22 protein-coding genes, 1 pseudogene and 1 riboswitch are annotated in these 21,229 nt (G+C 71.0%); of the genes and pseudogenes, 16 read left to right on the top strand and 7 right to left on the bottom strand.

Annotated elements, in window-relative coordinates:
• Positions 1-76 precede the first annotated feature (76 nt).
• The 3 genes from H4687_RS21465 (at position 77) to otsB (ending at position 2,796) form a co-directional block, all read left to right on the top strand.
• Positions 77-1,378: an extracellular solute-binding protein gene (locus tag H4687_RS21465; RefSeq protein ID WP_050399210.1), complete on the top strand. Its 1,302-nt coding sequence runs from the start codon at positions 77-79 to the stop codon at positions 1,376-1,378.
• A gap of 312 nt (positions 1,379-1,690) precedes the next feature.
• On the top strand, positions 1,691-1,918 hold the full coding sequence (locus tag H4687_RS21460) for a DUF3263 domain-containing protein (RefSeq protein WP_005486343.1): 228 nt from the start codon (positions 1,691-1,693) through the stop codon (positions 1,916-1,918).
• 17 nt (positions 1,919-1,935) lie between these two features.
• Positions 1,936-2,796: a trehalose-phosphatase gene (otsB, locus tag H4687_RS21455; protein ID WP_050399212.1), complete on the top strand. Its 861-nt coding sequence runs from the start codon at positions 1,936-1,938 to the stop codon at positions 2,794-2,796.
• Between the two features lie 63 nt (positions 2,797-2,859).
• On the opposite strand, the gene H4687_RS21450 is transcribed toward otsB, so the two are convergent.
• The gene (locus tag H4687_RS21450) at positions 2,860-4,278 is read right to left on the bottom strand and encodes an alpha,alpha-trehalose-phosphate synthase (UDP-forming) (protein WP_046917991.1); all 1,419 of its coding nucleotides are present in this window, start codon (positions 4,276-4,278) and stop codon (positions 2,860-2,862) included.
• Positions 4,279-4,550: 272 nt separating this feature from the next.
• Positions 4,551-5,495, bottom strand: a complete 945-nt coding sequence (locus tag H4687_RS21445) for a glucosyl-3-phosphoglycerate synthase (RefSeq protein ID WP_046917990.1) — start codon at positions 5,493-5,495, stop codon at positions 4,551-4,553.
• Positions 5,496-5,626: 131 nt separating this feature from the next.
• Positions 5,627-5,773, top strand: a riboswitch (SAM riboswitch).
• A 17-nt stretch (positions 5,774-5,790) separates the two neighbouring features.
• Here H4687_RS21445 and thrC point away from each other — a divergent pair.
• The 5 genes from thrC (at position 5,791) to H4687_RS21420 (ending at position 11,518) form a co-directional block, all read left to right on the top strand.
• Complete coding sequence (thrC, locus tag H4687_RS21440) at positions 5,791-7,083, top strand: threonine synthase (protein ID WP_046917989.1); 1,293 nt, start codon at positions 5,791-5,793, stop codon at positions 7,081-7,083.
• A 129-nt stretch (positions 7,084-7,212) separates the two neighbouring features.
• A complete protein-coding gene (locus H4687_RS21435; RefSeq protein ID WP_046917988.1) occupies positions 7,213-7,488 on the top strand; it encodes a MoaD/ThiS family protein in 276 nt (91 codons plus the stop codon).
• Positions 7,489-7,950: 462 nt separating this feature from the next.
• Complete coding sequence (locus H4687_RS21430; protein ID WP_005486335.1) at positions 7,951-8,157, top strand: cold-shock protein; 207 nt, start codon at positions 7,951-7,953, stop codon at positions 8,155-8,157.
• Positions 8,158-8,527: 370 nt separating this feature from the next.
• A complete protein-coding gene (groL, locus tag H4687_RS21425; protein ID WP_046917987.1) occupies positions 8,528-10,150 on the top strand; it encodes a chaperonin GroEL in 1,623 nt (540 codons plus the stop codon).
• A gap of 246 nt (positions 10,151-10,396) precedes the next feature.
• On the top strand, positions 10,397-11,518 hold the full coding sequence (locus tag H4687_RS21420) for an NADH:flavin oxidoreductase (protein WP_046917986.1): 1,122 nt from the start codon (positions 10,397-10,399) through the stop codon (positions 11,516-11,518).
• 40 nt (positions 11,519-11,558) lie between these two features.
• Here the strand turns inward: H4687_RS21420 and H4687_RS21415 are convergent, their stop codons facing one another.
• Positions 11,559-12,434 (bottom strand): hypothetical protein, encoded by an 876-nt coding sequence (locus H4687_RS21415; RefSeq protein ID WP_050399215.1) that lies wholly within the window; start codon positions 12,432-12,434, stop codon positions 11,559-11,561.
• Positions 12,435-12,919: 485 nt separating this feature from the next.
• On the opposite strand from H4687_RS21415, the gene H4687_RS21410 reads away from it, so the two are divergent.
• Both H4687_RS21410 and H4687_RS21405 read left to right on the top strand, forming a co-directional pair.
• Complete coding sequence (locus tag H4687_RS21410; RefSeq protein ID WP_078907443.1) at positions 12,920-13,804, top strand: LLM class flavin-dependent oxidoreductase; 885 nt, start codon at positions 12,920-12,922, stop codon at positions 13,802-13,804.
• Positions 13,805-13,841: 37 nt separating this feature from the next.
• Complete coding sequence (locus H4687_RS21405; RefSeq protein ID WP_046918006.1) at positions 13,842-14,465, top strand: hypothetical protein; 624 nt, start codon at positions 13,842-13,844, stop codon at positions 14,463-14,465.
• Here H4687_RS21405 and H4687_RS21400 read toward each other — a convergent pair.
• Together H4687_RS21400 and H4687_RS21395 are read right to left on the bottom strand one after the other, a co-directional pair.
• Positions 14,462-14,656 carry a DUF397 domain-containing protein gene (locus H4687_RS21400; protein ID WP_078907444.1) on the bottom strand — a complete coding sequence of 65 codons (195 nt, stop codon included), beginning with the start codon at positions 14,654-14,656 and terminating at the stop codon, positions 14,462-14,464. The genes H4687_RS21405 and H4687_RS21400 overlap by 4 nt on opposite strands.
• A pseudogene (locus H4687_RS21395) lies at positions 14,640-15,483 on the bottom strand (helix-turn-helix domain-containing protein). The gene H4687_RS21400 and the pseudogene H4687_RS21395 overlap by 17 nt, the downstream one beginning before the upstream one ends.
• 114 nt (positions 15,484-15,597) lie before the next feature.
• On the opposite strand from H4687_RS21395, the gene H4687_RS21390 reads away from it, so the two are divergent.
• From H4687_RS21390 to H4687_RS21375, 4 genes are all read left to right on the top strand, one after another.
• Positions 15,598-15,828: a hypothetical protein gene (locus H4687_RS21390; RefSeq protein ID WP_233443565.1), complete on the top strand. Its 231-nt coding sequence runs from the start codon at positions 15,598-15,600 to the stop codon at positions 15,826-15,828.
• Positions 15,825-16,037, top strand: a complete 213-nt coding sequence (locus tag H4687_RS21385; RefSeq protein WP_046918003.1) for a hypothetical protein — start codon at positions 15,825-15,827, stop codon at positions 16,035-16,037. The genes H4687_RS21390 and H4687_RS21385 overlap by 4 nt, the downstream gene beginning before the upstream one ends.
• Before the next feature lie 269 nt (positions 16,038-16,306).
• Positions 16,307-16,990 (top strand): preprotein translocase subunit SecD, encoded by a 684-nt coding sequence (locus H4687_RS21380; RefSeq protein ID WP_233443566.1) that lies wholly within the window; start codon positions 16,307-16,309, stop codon positions 16,988-16,990.
• Between the two features lie 46 nt (positions 16,991-17,036).
• Positions 17,037-17,237, top strand: a complete 201-nt coding sequence (locus tag H4687_RS21375; RefSeq protein ID WP_046918001.1) for a type II toxin-antitoxin system VapB family antitoxin — start codon at positions 17,037-17,039, stop codon at positions 17,235-17,237.
• A 15-nt stretch (positions 17,238-17,252) separates the two neighbouring features.
• Here H4687_RS21375 and H4687_RS21370 read toward each other — a convergent pair whose 3' ends face one another.
• Both H4687_RS21370 and H4687_RS21365 read right to left on the bottom strand, forming a co-directional pair.
• Positions 17,253-18,095: a hypothetical protein gene (locus H4687_RS21370; protein ID WP_046918000.1), complete on the bottom strand. Its 843-nt coding sequence runs from the start codon at positions 18,093-18,095 to the stop codon at positions 17,253-17,255.
• Positions 18,096-18,327: 232 nt separating this feature from the next.
• On the bottom strand, positions 18,328-18,906 hold the full coding sequence (locus H4687_RS21365; protein WP_097249918.1) for a hypothetical protein: 579 nt from the start codon (positions 18,904-18,906) through the stop codon (positions 18,328-18,330).
• Positions 18,907-19,136: 230 nt separating this feature from the next.
• Here H4687_RS21365 and H4687_RS21360 point away from each other — a divergent pair, with 230 nt between their 5' ends.
• Together H4687_RS21360 and H4687_RS21355 are read left to right on the top strand one after the other, a co-directional pair.
• Complete coding sequence (locus H4687_RS21360; RefSeq protein ID WP_046920053.1) at positions 19,137-19,511, top strand: hypothetical protein; 375 nt, start codon at positions 19,137-19,139, stop codon at positions 19,509-19,511.
• A 69-nt stretch (positions 19,512-19,580) separates the two neighbouring features.
• Complete coding sequence (locus H4687_RS21355; protein ID WP_233443567.1) at positions 19,581-21,197, top strand: TIGR03086 family metal-binding protein; 1,617 nt, start codon at positions 19,581-19,583, stop codon at positions 21,195-21,197.
• The last annotated feature ends 32 nt before the right edge of the window (positions 21,198-21,229 follow it).

Genomic DNA, 21,229 nt, shown 5'->3' with positions numbered 1-21,229 from the left:
GAGCGATCAACGGCCTTTCGCGCAGGGCCTGTGATTCAGGCTGTTGTGCGCGGGGCTCGTGCGACAGGTTGGGGCAGTGGGAGTGCGACAGCGGCAGCGGCGGACGAACACCGGGGTCAGGAACAGCGGCATAGCGGTGGCGTCCGCACTGGGACTGATGGCGACACTTGCGGGCTGCGGCGCCTCGGAGGGCGAGGGCCCCGGCGTCACGCTGAGACTGGTCGCCGCCGACTACGGCGACTCCAAGGCGAACAGCTCCCAGAAGTACTGGGACGCGGTCGTGAAGGCGTACGAGAAGAAGACTCCGGGCGTCAAGATCGATGTCAGTGTCTACTCCTGGAACGACGTCGACCGCAGGATCAAGGAGATGGTCGCCGCCGACGAGGCCCCCGATCTCGCGCAGGCCGGCACCTACGCGGACTACGCCTCGGCCGGCCGGCTCTACGAGGTCGACGACCTGCTCTCCATCCCCGTCCAGGCCGGCTTCCTCCCTCAGCTCGCCGACGCGGGCAAGGTGAAGCGGGTCGCGTACGGGATGCCGTTCGCCGCGTCCACCCGCGTCCTCTTCTACAACAGGAAACTCTTCGCAGAGGCGGGCATCGACCGCGCCCCGCGCAGCTGGAACGAGCTGGCCGCCGACGCCGAGGCGCTCGACAGGGCCGGGGTCGGCACCCCGTACGCGCTGCCGCTCGGGTCCGAGGAGGCGCAGGCCGAGACCATGCAGTGGCTGCTCAGCGGCGGGGGCGGCTACACCGACAACGTCGGCACCTACCGGATCGACTCCGAGGACAACGTCCGGACCTTCACCTGGCTCAAGGACGAGCTCGTCGACAAGGGCCTCACCGGGCCCGTCGCCCCCGCCGAACTCAACCGCGCCGACGCGTTCGCGGCGTTCGCGCGCGGCGAGGTCGGCATGCTCAACGGCCACCCCAGCCTGATGAAGATGGCCGCCGACGAGGGCGTCGAGTACGGGACGGCCGCCATGCCGGGGCGTGACGCGCGCAAGCACGCGACCATGGGGGTCGCCGACTGGATGATGGCCTTCAAGCAGAACGGGCACGAGGACGAGATCGGTGACTTCCTCGACTTCGTCTACAGCGACGAGAACGTGCTCGACTTCTCCCGGGAGTACGACCTGCTGCCGGTGACCGCGTCCGCGTCCGAGGAGATGGCGGGGGACAAGGGTGACGCGGATCTCGGGCCCTTCCTCGAAGCACTGCCCAGCGCGGAGCTGTATCCGGTCGGCAAGACGTCCTGGGCGGATGTCAGTGCGGCGCTGAAGGAGCAGATCGGGCGGGCGGTGCGGGCTGACGCGAAGCCGGCGACTGTGCTCGGTGAGCTGCAGCAGACGGCGAGTGTCGCTGACCGGGAGGAGTAGGGCGGCCGGGGCGGGGGCGCGACATGGGGTGGAGGGTACGGGTGCGTCGGCGGGTGCGGGTGCGGTGGGGCTTCTCGCGCAGTTCCCCGCGCCCCTGAGAAGCAGGGCCGGCGGCCCATGCTTTTCGGCCCGCAGGGGCCGTGTCCTTCAGCGGCGCGGGGAACTGCGCGACCAGCCCCCACTCACCCGCACCCGACCACGCACCTCGCACCACGCACGCACCTCGCACCAGGCACGCTCGCCCCTCGCACCGCCCCACCACGTGACCCCGTGCCCCCGCGCGATGTCACACCCGTCCGTTACCGTCGAGGCATGGACGAGCTGGGCACCCGGGAGCAGGCGATCCTCGCCGTGGAGCGGCAAGGGTGGGAGGGGCCGGGGGCCAAGGAGCGGGTCATCCGGGAGCGGCTCGGGCTGGCGCCGGTGCGGTACTACCAGCTGCTCAACGCCCTGCTCGACGACCCCCGCGCCCTCGCCCACGACCCGGTCACCGTCAACCGGCTGCGAAGGGTCCGGGAGGGACGCCGGGCCGAGCGATGACGGATAGGGTCGACGCCATGGGCAGCCACAAGGACGCAGAGAACCCCAAGGCCACCTTGCCGACACCCGTGACCCCGGCCGGGCGGGACGCGCTGGACGCGATCCTCGACCGCCCGGGCGGCACGGTGATCGCGCTCGACTTCGACGGCACGCTCGCCCCGATCGTCCCCGACCCCGAGCAGGCCCGCGCCCACCCCGACGCGGTCGCCGCCCTCGCCGCCCTCGCCCCCAAGGTCGCCTCCGTGGCCGTGGTGACCGGCCGCCCCGCGGCCGTCGCCGTACGCCACGGCGGCTTCGCCGGAGTCCCCGGGCTGGAACGCCTCGTGGTCCTCGGCCACTACGGCGCCGAACGCTGGGACGCCGTCACCGGCACGGTCAGCGCCCCCGCCCCGCACCCCGGTGTCGCGGCGGTCCGCGCCGAGTTGCCCGGCTTCCTGGACGGCGTCGGCGCGTGGCAGGGGACCTGGATCGAGGAGAAGGGACGGGCGGTCGCCGTCCACACCCGCCGCGCCGACGACCCCCAGGCCGCCTTCGACGCGCTGCGCGCCCCGCTCACCGACCTCGCCGCCCGCCACGGCCTCATCGTCGAACCCGGCCGCATGGTCCTCGAACTGCGGCCCCCGGGCATGGACAAGGGTGTGGCCCTCCGCGACCACCTCACGCAGACCGGCGCCGGATCCGTCCTCTACGCCGGCGACGACCTCGGCGACCTCCCCGCCTTCGCCGCCGTCGAGAAACTCCGCACCGAGGGCACGCCCGGCCTCCTGGTCTGCAGCGGCAGCGCGGAGGTCACCGAACTGTCGGAGCGGGCCGACCTGGTGGTGAACGGCCCGGAGGGGGTCGTCCGCCTCCTGGCGGGCATCGCCGAGCACGTATAGCGAGGCAGGGAGACAGGTGGACGAGAGGGGCCCGGCTTCCCGTCGATGCCGGGCCTCCCGGCGCTACCGGGCCTCCTCCAGCGCCCTCAGCTGGTCCAGGAACCACTGTGTGGGCGGCAGCGCGGTGGCCGCCGCGACCAGCCGCTTGCCCCGCTCCGCCCGCTCGGCCGCCGGCACGTTCAACGCCTCGTCCAGCGCGGCCGCCGTACCCACCACGTCGTACGGGTTCACCACCACCGCGTCGTCCCCCAGCTCCTCGTACGCCCCGGCCTCCCGCGACAGCACCAGCACGCACCCCTCGTCGGAGATCACCGGCACCTCCTTGGCGACGAGGTTCATGCCGTCGCGGATGGGGTTCACCAGGGCCACGTCCGCGAGACGGTACGCGGCGAGGGAGCGTGCGAAGTCGTCCTTGAGGTGGAGGATGACCGGGGTCCAGTCCGGTGTCCCGTACCGCTCGTTGATGTCGTCCGCGACCCGCTGGACCTCGGCCATGTAGTCCCGGTACACCGCGAGGTCCTGACGCGACGGGTACGCGAAGGCGACGTGCACGACGCGCTCGCGCCAGGTCGGCCGGTCGTCGAGGAGCTGGCGGTAGGCGTGCAGGCCGCGCACGATGTTCTTCGACAGCTCGGTGCGGTCGACGCGGACGATCGTGCGGCGCGGGGTGCCGTCGGGGGCCGTGCCGATCTGCTCCCGCAGCGTGACGATGCGCTCGTCGACGTCCGCCTGGTGGGCGCGGGTCCGCAGGAAGTCGGCGTCGGCGCCCAGGCCGTGCACGCCGATCCTCGTGCCGGACGCGGCGTCGGGGCCGAGGACGGCGTGACAGCACGCGGTGAACGCGTCCGCCCACCGCCGGGTGAGGAACGCGGCGCGGTCGGCGCCGAGGATGCCGTCGAGCACCTGTGCGGCGATGTCGTCGGGGAGCATCCGGAAGTAGTCGACGGGCGCCCACGGGGTGTGCGAGAAGTGGCCGATGCGCAGGTCGGGGCGGAGTTCGCGCAGCATGCGGGGGACCAGGACCAGGTGGTAGTCCTGCACCAGAACGGCCGCGCCGTCCGCCGCCTCGTCGGCGAGCGCCTCGGCGAAGGCGCGGTTGTACGTCTCGTACGCCGCCCACTGCCGCCGGAACTCCGCGTCGAAGGCCGGTTCCAGGGGGGTCTGGTAGAGCATGTGGTGCACGAACCACAGCGTGGAGTTGGCGACGCCGTTGTACGCGTCGTGGTGCACGTCGGCGGGGATGTCGAGCATGCGCACGCCCGGTTCGGCGATGCCGCGTCGTACGGCCTCGCGGTCGCCGTCGCCCAGGGCGGAGCACACCCAGACGGCGCCGGAGGACGGGTCGATCGCGGAGAGGCCCGAGACGAGACCGCCGCCGCCGCGCTTCGCTCCGAGCGTGTCGGTCCTCTCGTCCAGCGTGTAGGTGACGGGTCCCCGGTTGGACGCGACGAGTACGTGGGCCGCGCCGTGCGTTGATGCCATAAGGCTCAACCTAGCCCGGGGGTTCGGCGGTCAAACGTGCGGTTCGGCCGTATACAGGAGTGCCTCATGGGGGTGGAGTGCCTGTCGTGTGGCGGGTGCGGGTGCGTCGTGGTTGCTCGCGCAGTTCCCCGCGCCCCTGAAAGCCCAGGCCCTGCGGGCCTGAAAAGCCTGGGGCGCAGCCCCGGCTTTTCAGGGGCGCGGGCAACTGCGCGAGAAGCCCCACCGGGGCCGCACCCGCCGACGAAACCCGCAACCCCCGGGCCCTTAAAAGATCACGCCGCCTTCCGCTCCACGTACTCCGCGATCTCCACCATCGGCGGACGCTCCTCCAGGTCCACCGAGTACGTCCGCGGCTCGAACCCCTCCCGCCCCCGCTCGAACTGCGTCAGGACGGGACGGATCAGGTGGCCGCGGGCCAGTCGGAGCTGGGCCGTGCGGTAGATCGCCGCGGACATGCGGCCCAGCGCCTGCCCGTCCTGGTGGCGGTGCTTGCGGACGCCCACGTCGACCTGGGACAGGGCGTCGAGGCCGACCAGGTGCAGCGCGTCGACCAGCATGCCCAGCTCCACGCCGTAGCCGACGGGGAACGGCAGCCGTTCCAGGAGGGAGCGGCGGGCCGCGTACTCGCCGCCGAGGGGCTGGACGAAGCCGGCCAGCTGGGGCCAGTGCATGTTGAGCAGGGGGCGGGCCATGAGTTCCGTCACACGGCCGCCCTGGCCGGCGGCGGAGCCCAGGGGGCGGTCGTACATCGCCTTGACGAGGTCGACACCGGGGTCCGTCAGCAGCGGGCCGACGATCCCGGAGACGAAGTCGGACGAGAACTCCCTGAGGTCCGCGTCGATGAAGCAGACGATGTCACCGCTCGTGACGAGCAGCGAGCGCCACAGGACCTCGCCCTTGCCGGGCACGGCCGGGAGGCGGGGCAGTATGTCGTCGCGGTGGACGACCCGCGCGCCGGCCGCTGCCGCGACCTGCGACGTCCGGTCGGTGGAGCCGGAGTCGACGACCACGATCTCGTCGACGAGCGGGACCTGCCGCATGAGGTCGTGGCGGATGATCGCGACGATGTCGCCGACGGTCTCCTCCTCGTTCAGCGCGGGCAGGACCACGCTGACCGACTGGCCGCAGGCGCGTTTGGCGGCCATGATCCGGTGGAGCGGGCGGTCGGCCATGGACCAGGAGCGGGTACTCAGCCAGCGCTCGACTTCCTTCAGCACAGTGCGCGGCTCCTCTGCGTTCATCTCGCGGTTCGGACGGCTCTCTCAACTGTCCTGGCCTTCGGTTACAGTCTTGGACAACGCTGGTGACCATCGCATGTCGGTGCCCGTCGGCGTATACAACCAAATACCGCTCATCCAGAGGGGCAGAGGGATACGGCCCGATGAAGCCCCGGCAACCCTCCAGCCGGTCTGACCACGTTGTCGTGGTGAGGCTCCCGGCTCGGGAAGGTGCCAAATCCGTCTCACGGCGAAGTGCGTCGTGAGGAAGATGAGGAGAAAGGGCCTCGCCTCCATGGCTGCGCAGACTGTTGCAAGCACCACCGATTCCACCTCCACAGTAGACCTCGGGCCCGCCGCCGCCCTGAGCTGTCGGGAATGCGGCCACCGGGTACCGCTCGGACCGGTCTTCGCCTGTGAGGAGTGTTTCGGGCCTCTGGAGATCGCGTACGACTACTCCGCGTACGACACGGAGGAGCTGCGGAAGACGATCGAGTCCGGCCCCGCGAACATCTGGCGGTACGCGCCCCTGCTGCCCGTCCCGGCCGACGTGGCGACCAAGCCGAACATCAACCCCGGCTGGACCCAGCTCGTCAAGGCCGACAACCTGGCCGCCGCGCTCGGCGTCGACGCCGGCAAGCTGTTCATCAAGGACGACTCCGGCAACCCGACGCACTCTTTCAAGGACCGTGTCGTCGCCCAGGCGCTGGAAGCCGCCCGCGCCTTCGGCTTCACCACCCTCTCCTGCTCCTCCACGGGCAACCTGGCCGGTGCCGTCGGCGCCGCCGCCGCCCGCGCCGGCTTCCGGTCCTGCGTGTTCATCCCGCACGACCTGGAGCAGGGCAAGGTCGTCATGGCCGCGGTCTACGGCGGCGAGCTGGTCGGCATCGAGGGCAACTACGACGACGTGAACCGCTTCTGCTCCGAGCTGATCGGCGACCCGGCCGGCGAGGGCTGGGGCTTCGTCAACGTCAACCTGCGGCCGTACTACGCCGAGGGCTCCAAGACCCTGGCGTACGAGATCTGCGAGCAGCTCGGCTGGAAGCTGCCGGACCAGCTGGTCGTGCCGATCGCCTCCGGGTCGCAGCTCACGAAGATCGACAAGGGCCTCCAGGAGCTGATCAAGCTCGGACTCGTCGAGGACAAGCCGTACAGGATCTTCGGTGCGCAGGCCGAGGGGTGCTCGCCGGTGTCGGTGGCCTACAAGGCGGGCCACGACGTCGTACGGCCGCAGAAGCCGAACACCATCGCCAAGTCGCTCGCGATCGGCAACCCGGCGGACGGTCCGTACGTGCTCGACATCGCGCGGCGGACCGGCGGGGCCGTGGAGGACGTGACGGACGAGCAGATCGTCGAGGCGATCAAGCTGCTGGCGCGGACCGAGGGGATCTTCGCGGAGACCGCCGGCGGGGTGACCGTCGGCGTCACGAAGAAGCTGATCGAGGACGGCGTCCTCGACCCGACGCTCACCACGGTCGTGCTCAACACCGGTGACGGCCTCAAGACGCTGGACGCGGTGGCCGGGACCGGTCTGACCGCGACCATCCGGCCCAGCCTCGATTCGTTCCGTGAGGCCGGTCTCGCGTAAGCAGGACCCGTCAGCACGTCGTTCGACTGCGGGTAAGCGGGGGCTTGTCGCGCCCACGCGGCGGTAGCCGCATATCTCGTACAGCCCCGCGCCCCTTAGGTTCGCTGCACTCCCCGGAGGTTTCCCATCATGTCCGTCAACGTCCGCATCCCCACCATCCTTCGCACCTACACCGGTGGGCAGGCCGAGGTCCAGGCCGAGGGGGCCACCCTCGCCGAGGTGATCGCCGACCTGGAGAAGAACCACAACGGGATCGCCGCCCGGGTTCTCGATGATCAGGGCAAGCTGCGGCGGTTCGTGAATGTGTACGTGAATGACGACGATGTCCGGTTCGAGCAGGGCCTGGAGACGGCGACGCCGGACGGCGCGGGCGTGTCGATCATTCCCGCGGTCGCGGGTGGCTGACCGCCGGTCCGTACCCGTCGGTAGTAACCGTCGGTAACTTTGATTACCGAGAGTTCATCGAATTGCCCCCTCCGCGAGAGAAGCGGAGGGGGCAATTCTCTATGGTTGAGCACTGTAGAGTTGGGGAACCCGGTCCGATCACCGTAGTGATTCCATGCCGGATGCATATGTGATTCCGCCGCACGCCCTATATGAAGTAGCCAAAGTGTGCAGGCCATTTGTGTATTTCGCTCCTTTTGTGGGGCCCGACTTGCCCTGAATTCGGGCGAATTGTTCGTACATTCCCGACCGGTCGTGTCCAGAATTCTCGTCCGATTGACCTGTTGCAGAGGGCAGTTGGACAGATACATTCGGCCGCGGTCGACGCGTTCCGGCGCACACCCCCAACCGTTGGGGGGTGAGGTCTGACCCGGATCCGCGAAGTGTGGATCTGTGCAAGGGCCAGTAATAGGGGAGTTAGGCATGGCTCAGGGCACCGTCAAGTGGTTCAACGCGGAGAAGGGGTACGGCTTCATCGCGGTCGACGGTGGTGCGGATGTATTCGTCCACTACAGCGCGATTCAGATGGACGGCTACCGCACCCTGGAAGAGGGCCAGCGGGTCGAGTTCGAGATCTCGCAGGGTCAGAAGGGGCCGCAGGCGGACATGGTCCGACTCGCGGCCGGCTGAAGTAACGCGCCGGGTTCAACGCAGCGACGTTCTTCGTTCTTCGTAGGAGGGCTCGCACCCCGTTTTCGGGGTGCGGGCCCTCTTGTGTGCGCAGGCCCTCGCGCCGGTCCCTGAGGGGTGCGCGCCGGGGGTCGCGCGTGGGGCGCGGGGGGCGCGTTCACCTGCGGATCATCGAGAGGCGCTTGCACTCGCAGGGGGCGAGTGCTAATCATTGGCGTTAGCACTCTGAAGGTGAGAGTGACAACGAGGACCGGGTCGGCGAGGCCCGCAAGCCGGGTGGGGCAAGGAACCACGAGGCAGGCAGGCCGTCCGTCGCGGGCGCCAGCGCGGTCCGGAGCAATCCACCCCCTGTCCGGGAGGACCACTTCACATGGCCAAGATCATCGCGTTCGACGAGGAGGCACGGCGCGGCCTCGAGCGCGGCATGAACCAGCTCGCGGACGCCGTCAAGGTGACGCTCGGCCCCAAGGGCCGCAACGTCGTCCTCGAGAAGAAGTGGGGCGCCCCCACGATCACCAACGATGGTGTGTCCATCGCCAAGGAGATCGAGCTCGAGGACCCGTACGAGAAGATCGGCGCCGAGCTGGTCAAGGAAGTCGCGAAGAAGACGGACGACGTAGCCGGTGACGGCACGACGACCGCGACCGTCCTGGCCCAGGCCCTGGTGCGCGAGGGTCTGCGCAACGTGGCCGCCGGCGCCAACCCGATGGCTCTCAAGCGCGGCATCGAGAAGGCCGTCGAGGCCGTCTCCGGCGCCCTGCTGGAGCAGGCGAAGGATGTCGAGACCAAGGAGCAGATCGCTTCCACGGCCTCCATCTCCGCCGCCGACACCCAGATCGGCGAGCTCATCGCCGAGGCGATGGACAAGGTCGGCAAGGAAGGCGTCATCACCGTCGAGGAGTCCCAGACCTTCGGTCTGGAGCTTGAGCTCACCGAGGGTATGCGCTTCGACAAGGGCTACATCTCGGCGTACTTCGCCACCGACATGGAGCGTATGGAGGCCGTCCTCGACGACCCGTACATCCTGATCGCGAACTCCAAGATCGCGAGCGTCAAGGACCTGCTCCCGCTCCTGGAGAAGGTCATGCAGGGCGGCAAGCCGCTGCTGATCATCGCCGAGGACGTCGAGGGCGAGGCCCTGTCGACCCTGGTCGTCAACAAGATCCGCGGCACCTTCAAGTCCGTCGCCGTCAAGGCCCCGGGCTTCGGCGACCGCCGCAAGGCGATGCTGAACGACATCGCCATCCTCACCGGTGGCGAGGTCATCTCCGAGGAGGTCGGTCTCAAGCTCGAGAACACCTCCATCGACCTCCTGGGCCGTGCCCGCAAGGTCGTCATCACCAAGGACGAGACCACGATCGTCGACGGGTCCGGCTCCTCGGAGCAGGTCCAGGGCCGGGTCAACCAGATCCGCGCCGAGATCGAGAACAGCGACTCGGACTACGACCGCGAGAAGCTCCAGGAGCGCCTGGCGAAGCTCGCGGGCGGCGTGGCCGTCATCAAGGCCGGTGCCGCGACCGAGGTCGAGCTCAAGGAGCGCAAGCACCGCATCGAGGACGCCGTTCGCAACGCGAAGGCGGCCGTCGAGGAGGGCATCGTCGCCGGTGGTGGCGTGGCCCTGCTGCAGGCCTCCTCGGTCTTCGAGAAGCTGGAGCTGACGGGTGACGAGGCGACCGGCGCCAACGCCGTGAAGCTCGCCCTGGAGGCCCCGCTCAAGCAGATCGCCGTCAACGGCGGCCTTGAGGGCGGTGTCATCGTCGAGAAGGTGCGCAACCTGCCCGTCGGCCACGGCCTGAACGCCGCGACCGGTGAGTACGTCGACATGATCGCCGAGGGCATCATCGACCCGGCGAAGGTCACGCGCTCCGCGCTGCAGAACGCGGCCTCCATCGCCGCGCTCTTCCTCACCACCGAGGCCGTCATCGCCGACAAGCCGGAGAAGGCGTCCGCGCCCGCCGGTGGCGGCATGCCGGGCGGTGACATGGACTTCTGATCGACCCCGGTCGATCACCGTCCTGCGGTACCGAGGGCGGCACTCCCTGGAAACGGGGGGTGCCGCCCTCGGGCGTGTCCGGGGTCACATCGGACGGGGGCGCGGCGACGGAATGCGGTGGCGGTCGGGGCGGTTGTGCGGAGGAGACTATATGCATGCGCATGTAGTGCAGTGTCCGTGCCACCTTCGCATCACCCGTGCCACCCGTGCCACCCATGTCGTCCGAACGTCCCGAGGAGCCCCCACGTGACCACCGCCTCCACCTCCCGTGCCGCCGAGGTCCTGTCCCGGCCCGTCACGATCAACGGTCTGACCGTCCCGAACCGGATCGTCATGGCGCCCATGACGCGGACGTTCTCGCCCGGTGGTGTGCCGGGGGCGGACGTGGCCGCGTACTACGGGCGGCGGGCGGCCGCGGGGGTCGGGCTGATCGTGACCGAGGGGACCTACGTCGGGCACGAGACGGCCGGGGACCTGCCTACGGTGCCGAGGTTCGCCGGTGAGGAGCAGCTCGCGGGGTGGGCGAAGGTCGCGGAGGCGGTGCATGCCGGGGGCGGCACGATCGTCCCGCAGCTGTGGCACATCGGGGCCGTCCGGCAGCGGGGACAGCTCTTCCCCGAGGCGCCGGTCCTCGGCCCGTCCGGTCTGCGGGTCGACGGCACCGAGGCCGAGGGCGGCCGGGCCATGACGCAGGCCGACATCGACGAGGTCATCGAGGCCTTCGCCAAGTCCGCCGCCGAGGCCGAGCGCATCGGCATGGACGGCGTCGAGCTGCACGGCGCCCACGGCTACCTGATCGACCAGTTCCTCTGGGAGCGCACCAACCGCCGTACGGACGCCTACGGCGGTGACCTCGTCGCCCGGACGAAGTTCGCGGCGGAGGTCGTGGCGGCCGTGCGGGACTCCGTGTCCGCCGACTTCCCCGTCATCTTCCGCTACTCGCAGTGGAAGCAGGACGGGTACGACGCCCGCCTCGCCCGGACGCCCGAGGAACTGGAGGCGCTGCTGAACCCGCTCGTCGCGGCCGGCGTCGACGCCTTCCACGCGTCCACGCGCCGCTACTGGCAGGCGGAGTTCGAGGGTTCCGAGCTGAACCTCGCGGGCTGGACGAAGAAGCTCACCGGCAAGCCCGCCATCACGGTCGGCTCGGTCGGCCTGGACGGCGAGTTCCTCACCGCGCTCGCCGGCGAGAGTGCGCCGCCGAAGGGCATCGACGACCTGCTGAACAGCCTGGAGGCCGACGAGTTCGACCTCGTCGCCGTGGGCCGCGCGCTCCTCCAGGACCCGCAGTGGGCCGCGAAGGTCCTCGACGGCCGCTTCGACGAACTGAAGGCGTTCCAGCCGTCGGCGCTGACGTCGCTCAGCTGAGGCGCGCCGGGGCCTTCGGCAGGCGTAGTCCCAGGGGTGCTCATACCGGGGTCCCCTGACGCTCCTGTCGTCGCTGGTCCATCGCCGCGCGGATCTCCGCCGCGCGGGCCTGGACGGTCGACGAGGCCAGGAGCGCGTCGGGGTGGCGGGGCGGAGGTCGTTCGCCCCGGCATGTGGCGCAGACGCCGCCCGGGAGGGCTTCCGGGCGGCCCGGGGTGCGGCAGTGGGCGCATTCCAGCATGCGGAGGGGCGGCCGGGAGGGGTGTGGTTCCGCGGCCCGTTCCGGCCCCCAAGGCCGTTGCGGCTCCGGCTCCGGCTCCGGTGGGAGTTTGTCGCGGAGGCGGGTGCGGATGAGGGCCGCCGGGCTGTGGACCGGGACGGGGAGGCCGGCGGTGAGGGCCCGGTGGATGTGCTCCTCGGTGGCGCCGCGCTCGAACCACGGTGCCAGCAGCGGGGCCAGGGCCACGCAGTCGGCCTGCGAGAGGGACAGGGGCGGAACCGTACGGCCGAGGGCGGCGAGCAGGATGTGGGCGCGGGAGCGGGTGGGACGGGCCCGTTCCGGTTCCTCGTCGGGTACGTCACCCCGGGTGAACCTCGCCCACCAGGGGTCGTCGCGCGCGGTACGCGAGAACCACGTTCGGGTGATCCAGTGCGCGGTGCCCGACGCGGCGGTCAGGTGTTCGCGACCCCGGCGCAGGTGGCCCGCGTTCTGCAGCCTGTTGAGGGCGGTCCGCAGGGCGCACTGGCCGTACGGCAGCTCCTTGGCCAGCGTCTTCACGCTGATGTCGGCGCCGTCGGGCAGGCGGTCGATGAACGCGGCGATCGCTGCCTCGCGGGGCGGGAGTCCGGCGAAGTCGTGGGCCGAACGGGGGAGTTGGCCGGGGGCGGCGCGCTTGCCGTAGCCCGGGGCCGCCATCGGATGGGGGTGCGGGGCGGGCGGGTTCGCGTGCGCGGGCGGGGCGGCAGCACTAAAGTTGGCAGTAGCCATGGGGATCGAACCTTCAGCCTTCGATCTCGTAGGTCAAGCCCCCGCAGGTGTTGGTAGCACCTGGCGGGGGCTGTTTCGTCTGCGGGCACCGTATCAGCATCGTCACCCTGCGTGGCAAGTCGTACGCGTGACGTCAACTTGCCGGGTGGGAGGGTGGGTTGAGGCCCACCTCCCCATCCGAAAAAAGAGGGCTCGCGGCTGACGGCTTGAGCTTCGGGGCGTATCGGCGAGGGTTAATTCGCTCGCCCGGGGGTGGGGCGGCTGAGTAGCCTGGGGGCACTTCGGTGATCACGCTCTCCAGAAGGACGCCGCAGAACGGGAGCGGGCGAGCACGCACACCTGTGGTGCGTGGCCAAGAAGCGGGCGGCAGTGAGTTTGCCCTGCCCTTCCACCGCGCACAGGAGTGTCCCGCCATGAGTTCCGTAGCCGTACCCGCACGCATCCCCGTCGGGCTCGGTCTGCCCGTCGACGACCCCGCCGGTCTGCTGACCTGGGCCCGGCTCGCCGACGCCAGCCCCTTCCGCACACTGGGACTGCTGGACCGCCTGGTCTACGACAACCCGGAGCCGCTGGTCACGCTGGCCGCGCTCGCCGGGGCCACCAGCCGTGTCCGCGTCCAGACCGAAGTCCTGCTCGCCGCGCACCACAACACCGCGATCCTCGCCAAGCAGACGGCCACGCTGGACCGGATCTCCGGCGGGCGCTTCACGCTCGGCATCGGGGTGGGCGGGCGTGAGGACGACTGCCGGGTCGCCGGGATCGACATCCGGCGGCGCGGCCGTCGTCTCGACGAGCAGCTGGAGCAACTGCGTTGGGCCTGGTCCGGCCAGCCCTACGCGGAGGGGGTCGGGGCGGTCGGACCGCTGCCCGCCACCCCCGGCGGCCCCGAGGTCCTCTTCGGCGGCTTCGCCCCCGCCGCGCTCGAACGCGTCGCACGCTGGGGCGACGGCTTCCTCGGGGCGGCGCTGCCCCCGGCCTACATGGACCGTATGTTCCGCGACGTCGAGGCCGCCTGGGAGAAGCACGGGCGCGCCGGACGCCCGAAGCTCGTGGCCCAGGCCAGTGTCGCGGTCGGGCCGCCGTCCGTGATCGCCGACGCCCGCGCCAACCTGCTGCGCTACTACGCCTTCACGGGCCGCGCGGAGTACATGGCGGAGGGGCTGCTGACCACACGGGAGGCCGTACGGGCGGCGGTCGCCGGGTACGCCGGGATCGGGGCGGACGAGGTGATCCTGTACTGCTGGTCCCCCGACCCCGACCAGATCGGCCGCCTGAGTGAAATGCTGTTCGAACAGTAGGTGTTGGTGAGGGTGTCGGTGACGAGCGGGGGCTCCGGTGGGCAAGAAGCGTGTGCGCAAGCTGTTCCGGAAGATGGAGAGTGGTGAACCCGTCACGCTCGTCATCGGCATGACGACGATGAAGGGGCTCACTCGACTCGCCTTCATCGCCGGGCAGTTCGGGTACGAGTACATGGACCTGAACGTCACCGGCGACAACAAGATGTCGCTGCGCCTCGTGCCCGACCCGAGCCCCGAGGGCCGGGAGCGTGCCGAGCGGAACCGGGCGCGGTATCCCGACGCGCGGAACGGGGGTCCGCTGCCGCCCCTCGTGCCCGAGGAGGTCGAACTCCTCAGGGCCCGCATGTTGTTCGACCTCGGACATCAGCACACGGACAAGGAGCGGTTGGCCCTCGCGGGGATCGGTTTCATCGGGCTGGCCTTCGGCATCGGATACGTGCTCAAGGACAACGCCGCCATCGGTGTCGTCGTCGGCCTCGGCAGCTGGGTCGTGCTCATGGGTATGGCGTACGCGGGCCTCGTCGCGACCCGTCGTCGCAATGTCAGGTACACCGCCCGGCTTGAGGCCGCCGGGTTCACACCGGTGACCGACCGGGCCGGCCGGCTGCGGTACCTGCCGCCGGGCGGCCGGCTGCCGGGTCACGGCAACCCGTTCGGCTAGCGCCGCTTCAGGTCGTCGACGAACGCGGACCATGCCTCGGCCCGGAACACGAGTGCCGGGCCGAGGGGGGCCTTGGAGTCCCGCACGGGGATGTGGGTGGGGTGGCCTTCGGCGACCTCCAGGCAGTTGCCGCCGTCGCCGCCGCTGTAGCTCGACCTGTGCCAGGTGGCAGTGTCAGAGATGTTCCTCATGCGTGTAATCCTGGGCCATGGCTTCAAGCATGACCAGGGACTTCTCGGGCGAGAGCGCCGCGGCGGTGAGGAACTCGTAGGTGCGTCGCTGGTGTCGGACGGTGGCCGGGTCGTCCTCCAGACGAGACGTCCGGTGCCGACCCCCTCGTAGTAGACCGGTGGCGGAGCCTCGTGGACGTCCATCAGCTTGAGAGCACCTTGCATCGCCGCATGTGCTCCCGCCTCGAACGGCAGTACCTGTACGACGATCCGGCTGCGTCGGACCAAACCGATGATGTGGAGCAGTGCCTCCGCCATCACCTCGCGTCCGCCCGTCACACGTCGTAGGGCGGCCTCGTCCAGCACCGCCCACAACAGCGGTTCGGTTGGATCATCGAGGATGCGCGCCCTCTCCATTCGGGCCGTCACCAGTTCGTCGATCACCTTCTGTGGTGCCGTCGCTCGGTACGCCCGGCACACGGCACGTGTGTACGCCGGTGCTTGGAGCAACCCAGGGATCAGTAGAGGCGCGTACTCCCTGATCTCCGTGGCCTCTGTCTCGGCCTCCGCAGCTTCCGCGAAGTGCTCCGGATACTTGGACTTGGCGGTGGCCTGGCAATTCCGCAGGAAAAGTCCCCCGTCTCCAACGCCACATCGATCAGCCGCGCGATCTCCGGCTGCAACCGCCGTACCGCCGACTCCAGTTGCCCCACGAACGACCCGCTCACGAACAACCGCTGGCCCAGATCCTCCTGGCTGAGCCCCGCCCTCTCCCGGGCGTGCCGCAACTCCGCCCCCAACAGCGCCCGGGGTGACGACGACGGGTCCAGATCCTTCGGTCCTGGCATGGCCACAGCTCCCTGTCCAGCAGAACCCCTGTTGGGGCGTCGTATCTGGCCAGGCTAAAGCCCTTTCGGACACGCTGTGTGGTGAATCGGCAACCCAGTGTGGAGGGCGTGGACGTGGAGAACAGAGCGGCAGCGAAGGGGCGCAACCCGGTGCGGACGACCGAGGAGGCCGTGGAGCAGCTCGACCGGGCGCTGCGTGGCGTCGGGATCGTCCTGCCGTCGCTGCGGGTCGATCCGATCACAGGAGCCAGCGAACTGCCTTATCCCCTGGTCGAGTTGGGCTGCTGCAATCTCCAGGTCGCCGCCGACCTGGCCGCCGTTCTGCGCGACGCGGCCGAGACGTGACGGCGTCAGCGCGGTCGTACGCCGTGGACGTACGGGACGGCCGGCTCGGCGAGGTGATGGGCCGCGAGGGCGGTTACGTGCAGTTGCGGCCGGTCGGGGGCGGACGGGAGTGGGACTGCCCGCCGGACACGCTCCGCGAGGCGGCCCCGGGGGAGGTGCTGCGGGCACGGGTGCGGCAGGTCAACGAGGAGGGAAGGCTGCCGTGTTGAGCGCTTGGTGACACTTGGAGGGAAGCTGTCCTCTTTGCGGGGTGACCGTGCCAGGCTGGACGGTCATGGATCGAGGGCGGGGGACGGCGATGCGCGGGACGCTCGGGATGGTGGCGTGTCTGGTCGGGCTGGTGTGCGGGTGCGGTGGGCCGGGCGGTGATACGGGCGGCGGGTCCGGCGGCGACGCGAAGGCGAGGTCGGACAGACCGCGCACCACGGCCCCGGCCTCCCCCTCCGCCTCGAATTCCGGGGGCGGGGGCCGGGCGTACGTGACGTTCACGTCCGCCGAGCCGGTCGGCCCGGACACCCTGGAACGGGCCGCCGGGCTGATGCGGGACCGGGTGAAGGCGGCCAAGCTGACGGATGTCGAGGTGACGGTCGAGGAGAAGCGGCAGATCACGGTGGCCGGCCCGGCCGAGAGCGAGGAGTCGTTGAAGGCCCTGGGCGCGCCGGCCGAGCTGGCGTTCCGGCCGGTGCTCAGCCAGCTTCCGACGGAGAGCAAGGGCACGTGCGGGGCGGCGGCGGACGCGTCCCCGTCGCAGCCCCTGACGGCGTGCGGGGAGCAGCAGGGCGCCCTCTCCACGTACGAACTCGGCCCGGTCGCCGTGCCCGGCACGGACGTGTCCGACGCGGCGGCGGACGTCGACGCGGCACGTGGGGGTGGCTGGTTCGTGACGCTGGAGTTCACCTCGGCGGGCGCGAAGAAGTTCGCCGACGTGACGGGGCGGCTGGCCCAGCAGACCCTGCCGCAGAACCAGTTCGCCATCGTCCTCGACGGTAAGGTCGTCTCCGCTCCCTCCGTGAGCACCGCGATCACCGGCGGCACGGCCGAGATCTCCGGTGACTTCACCCCGCAGGAGGCCGAGGCGCTGGCGGCCAACCTGGACACGGGCGCCCTGCCCGTGCGCCTGAGGGTGTCCTCCGTGACGACGGTGCCGGCCGGGGTCGGCTAGTGCCGAGCGGCTGCTACTCTCCGAGGCCGACGGAAGGGGGCAGCTCGTGGCCAAGGTCAACATCAGTCTCGACGCCGAACTGGTGGTGGAGGTGATGGTCCTGGCGGGGGTCGGATCGCCTCAGGACGCCGTCGAGGCGGTCGTGCGTGACTACATCGCCCGGGGGCACCGCACCGAGGCCCGCACCGGGCTCAAGGAGCAGGGCCTGCGCGACGTCGACGTCAAACCGCAGGAGCCTCAGGGCTGACCTCGGTGCCGGCGCCTACGGTCGTTCGAAGTGCTGGAGGATGCCGCCGACGCAGAAGCAGAGGGCGCCGGTGAGGGTGCCCCAGTTGGCGATGTCGGCGTTGATCAGGCTTCCGGTGGCCGGGCGGGTGTAGGCGGCGAACGCCGAGACCATGAAGAGGACGGAGCCGAGCTGGTTCACGGCGACGATCCACCAGCCGAGGTCGCGCGGCAGCAGGCGCGGGCGGCCGTGGCAGATCTCCACGAGGGCGAGGTGCCCGGAGATCAGGAAGAGCACGCAGCCGATCATGTCGGGCGCCCAGATCAGACGGTTGACCTGTTGCGCGGTCAGACCCTGCAGGAAGGAGTCGAGCAGGTTGACGGCGAAGACCAGGGTGCCGGCGAACAGGACGAACGTGCTCAGCCAGTCGGCCCGCGCCGGCTCGTAGCTCCACCATCGCCAGCGCCGGGTGACCAGGACGCCTTCGCCCCCCGGCACATGGCGAGGCGCGTTGATCACCTGGAGCAGGGACACATAGCCGCCGATGTTGAAGCACAGGCCGCCGGCGAAGTAGATCGACGCGGAGGTGGTGGCGTCGCCCGAGCCGAACTGGGCGACGGCGGCACCCGCGGCGAAGAGCGCACCGCCGAGGACGAAGACGGTGGCGGCGATCGCGTTGAGCCTGCGCAGCCGGGCGACGGCGGCGTCGTCGGCGCTGGCGTGATGGGCGGTGGCCGCTCCGGTCGGGTGGACGGTGATGAGTCCGCGGCGCCGGGCGAGCCGCGATTCCCAGACCGCGGTACCGCCGCCCGGCGGCTGCCAGGTGAGCCGTGTCGTGAACGGCCCGGCGCCCTCGGCGTGCTGTCCGGGCTGTGTCATCGAGGGCCGTCTGCCGCTTCGCTCATGGCATCTCCCCAGGTCACCGAGGTCGGGTGCCGTCGACCACGGACCCTGAACCGCCGTCGACTCTGCCAGACCTGGGGGGAGCCGGCCCGCTGTCGGAGCGCGCGTTGGTCCGATCAGCGGATGGAGGGCATCAGGCGGGTGTCAGCGGGGCGTCAGCAGGTGCCGGCGGGGCGTCGGGTGGTGCGGCGGCCTGCGGGGGACCCGCTCAGACATTCCCCATCGGCTCGATGTCCATCCGGACCGGCTCGCCCCAGATACGCGTCACGTCGTAGTCCGTGAACTCCTGGATCAGGCGGTAGGCGACGGCGGGGCGGGGGCCCCGGCGCTGGGCGGCGAGAAACAGCTCGGCCTCGCGGCGGTCGCGGCGGGGGGTGCCGCAGAGCTGCCAGACCTGGCCGTTCCACGCCTCGGGGAGCCAGCGCTGCTGGGGCTGGGGGCGGTCGTCCCGTATGCCGTAGCGCGAGGGGGCCTGGGCGGCGGGGCCGGTGGGGCGGGGAGGGCCGTAGCTGTCGTTCAGCTGGGTGCGGCGGGCGGCTCGGCGGCGGGTCTCGCAGAGGAGACAGCGGTCCGGGGCCTCCTCGTCGACCGGGCCGTTCGGATGCTCGGCGCAGCGGGTCGTCGGCTTGGCCGCCGCGACCGTGTCGTCCAGCAGCTCCAGGGCACGCCTGATGTCCGCCTTCACCTCGTGCAGCCGGGCGTCCGTCGTCTCGGCGCTCAGCGTCTCGCCGTGCTCCCCGAGGAGACGCAGGGCACGGCCGAGGGCGGTGAGCTGGGCGTGGTTCACGGGCTCGGTCCTTCCCTGGAGACATCGACTCACCCCACGGTGCCACACCCCACTGACATCGATGCCCGTGAGCGGTTCCGGCGCCTGCTCCCGTGCCGCCCTCGGTACCTGTTCATGCCACCTTCGGTGCCCGCTCCGGCGGAACCGTGACCTACGGCCGTATTCCGTGCGGCGATCCCGGGCGGGACACTGCTGGCGGCACACCAGTGGTGCATCGGGGAGGCCGCACGGTGGAGATCGTCCTTTGGTCGTCGGCGCTGGTCGTGGCCCTCGCCGCCCTCGCGGGCCGGCAGGTGCTGCTCTACCCCGTCCGCCGGGGTGACCGGCGCTACGCCTATCACCCGGATCACGCCGACGAACGCCGGGAGCTGCGCGACGCCGAGTACCGCGCGGAGCGGCAGCGGCAGAGCGCGGACATCGACGCCGAGGTGCGCAAGATCCGGAAGGAGGCGGCCGAGCGCAGGGCGGAGAAGGAACGCGAGCGCGACCGGCTGATCGATTCCCTGCGCCCGGACCGGGCGAAGGCCAGGAAGGACTGGGAGGCCGCCTGCGCGGTGGGGGCGCGGGGGACGGGGTGTCGCCCGAGGTGGGCGTGGCGCTGGTGAGGGGCGGGCCCGTCCGGAAAGGGCGCCCGGACCGGAAGGCCGATGCCGGGGGCTGTTGACTCTCCCCGCGTGGGAGACCGCAGGGTGGAGCCCATGCACGTCGGTGACAACACGCTCTGGAGTATCGGCGAGGTCGCGCGCAGGGCCGGACTGTCGGTGAAGCTGGTCCGCCACTGGTCCGACCTCGGGATCGTCCACCCGGCACACCGCACCCCGGCCGGCTACCGGCTCTACGGACCCGAGGCCCTCTCCCGCCTGCAACTGGCGCAGACCCTGCGCGGGCTGGGGCTGGGACTGGCCACGATCCGGGACGTGGTGGAGCGGGAGGACACCCTGTCGGAGGTGGCCGCCACCCACGTCGACGCGCTGGAGGCGCAGATCCGCGCCCTGCGGACGCGACAGGCCGTACTGCGCTCCGCCGTCCGCCGCGACACCACCGCCGAGGGGCTCACCACCATGACCGAGCTGGTACGTATGTCGGCCGCCGAACGCCGGGCCGTCATCCAGGACTTCGTCACCGAGACCCTGGGAGAACTGGACGTACCCGCCTACCGGCGCGGCCTGCTCGCCGCCACCCCGGAGCTGCCCGCCCACGCCACCGACGAGCAGACGGACGCCTGGCTGGAACTGGGCGAACTCGTCACGACGCCGGCCCTGCGCGCCGGCCTGCGACGCATGGCGCGGTACGCCGCCGAACACCACCCGGGCGAGCACGACGAGAGCGCGCTCAAGGAGGCGGAGCGCGTCACCGACGCGTGGCTGCGGCGGGTGGAGACCGCGAGGGATCAGGGCATCGCCCCGGACTCACCGGCGGCCGACCCCGTCGTGGCCGCCGTCATGGCGACGTGGCTCCCCACGCAGACGTCTCCCGACGGAACCACACCGGTCGACGACACCGGGACCAGGTCCCTGCTGCTGCGCCAGCTGGAGGTCGCCGCCGACCCGCACATGGAGCGGTACTGGCATCTGCTGTGCGTCATCAACGGACGACCCGTGCGGCCCAGCATGGCGGCAGCGGGGCACTGGCTCACCACGGCACTGCGGGCGCACCCCGCACCCGGCGCACGGGCGGCGCGACTCGACGCGCTGTACGACGCCGGGGCGGACGCCTGGGAACCGGGCGGCGTGCTCCGCGCCTGCGAGGAGGTCCTGGACGCGGTCGGGCTGCTCGTCGCCGCGGTGGAACCGGACCAGTTCGACCGGCCGACGCCCTGCGCCGACTGGGACGTACGCGCGCTGCTCGGCCATCTCGTCTGGGAGAACCTGCTGTGGGCCTCCCTGGCCGACGGCACCCCCCGCGCCGATTTCACCGCGGACCACCTCGGGACCGATCACGTGGCGGCGTTCCGTTCCGCGTCGAGGGCCGCGCGGTCGGCCTTCGCCCGCCCGGGCATGCTCGACCGCCGCTACGGCCCCGCGCCCGGGCGACGGCTCGTCGAACAGCTGGTCATCGAGATGCTGGTCCACGGCTGGGACCTCGCCCGGGCCGTCGGACACCCCTTCGACGCCGTCGCCGTCCAGCGCCTCGCCGAGACGGCCCTCCCCGTCGTACGGGAGATCTACGGCGGGCTGCCCCGTACTCCGGCGGGCTCCTTCGCCCCAGCACAGGCGGCATCCACGCACGCCACCGCACTCGACCGGCTGGCCGCGTACCTGGGCCGCGCCGTCACCGGCGGACCCGGATGACGCGGGCGGGGTGTCCGCCGTACGGGCCGCCG

Origin of the sequence: Streptomyces stelliscabiei (genome assembly GCF_014873495.1) — a bacterium.
In the GTDB taxonomy this organism is placed as follows: Bacteria; Actinomycetota; Actinomycetes; order Streptomycetales; family Streptomycetaceae; genus Streptomyces; species Streptomyces bottropensis.
The sequence above is the reverse complement of the archived record's forward strand: the minus strand, read 5'-3'. Positions and strand labels throughout refer to the sequence as shown.

Bases quoted from the DNA above. Each gene is read 5' to 3' on its own strand.
- H4687_RS21410 (WP_078907443.1), top strand. From the start codon at position 12,920: ATGAGTTCCGTAGCCGTACCCGCACGCATCCCCGTCGGGCTCGGTCTG.
- H4687_RS21450 (WP_046917991.1), bottom strand. From the start codon at position 4,278: ATGGCATCAACGCACGGCGCGGCCCACGTACTCGTCGCGTCCAACCGG.
- H4687_RS21400 (WP_078907444.1), bottom strand. From the start codon at position 14,656: ATGAGGAACATCTCTGACACTGCCACCTGGCACAGGTCGAGCTACAGC.
- groL (WP_046917987.1), top strand. From the start codon at position 8,528: ATGGCCAAGATCATCGCGTTCGACGAGGAGGCACGGCGCGGCCTCGAG.
- thrC (WP_046917989.1), top strand. From the start codon at position 5,791: ATGGCTGCGCAGACTGTTGCAAGCACCACCGATTCCACCTCCACAGTA.
- otsB (WP_050399212.1), top strand. From the start codon at position 1,936: ATGGGCAGCCACAAGGACGCAGAGAACCCCAAGGCCACCTTGCCGACA.
- H4687_RS21460 (WP_005486343.1), top strand. From the start codon at position 1,691: ATGGACGAGCTGGGCACCCGGGAGCAGGCGATCCTCGCCGTGGAGCGG.
- H4687_RS21370 (WP_046918000.1), bottom strand. From the start codon at position 18,095: ATGACACAGCCCGGACAGCACGCCGAGGGCGCCGGGCCGTTCACGACA.
- H4687_RS21415 (WP_050399215.1), bottom strand. From the start codon at position 12,434: ATGGCGGCCCCGGGCTACGGCAAGCGCGCCGCCCCCGGCCAACTCCCC.
- H4687_RS21435 (WP_046917988.1), top strand. From the start codon at position 7,213: ATGTCCGTCAACGTCCGCATCCCCACCATCCTTCGCACCTACACCGGT.
- H4687_RS21430 (WP_005486335.1), top strand. From the start codon at position 7,951: ATGGCTCAGGGCACCGTCAAGTGGTTCAACGCGGAGAAGGGGTACGGC.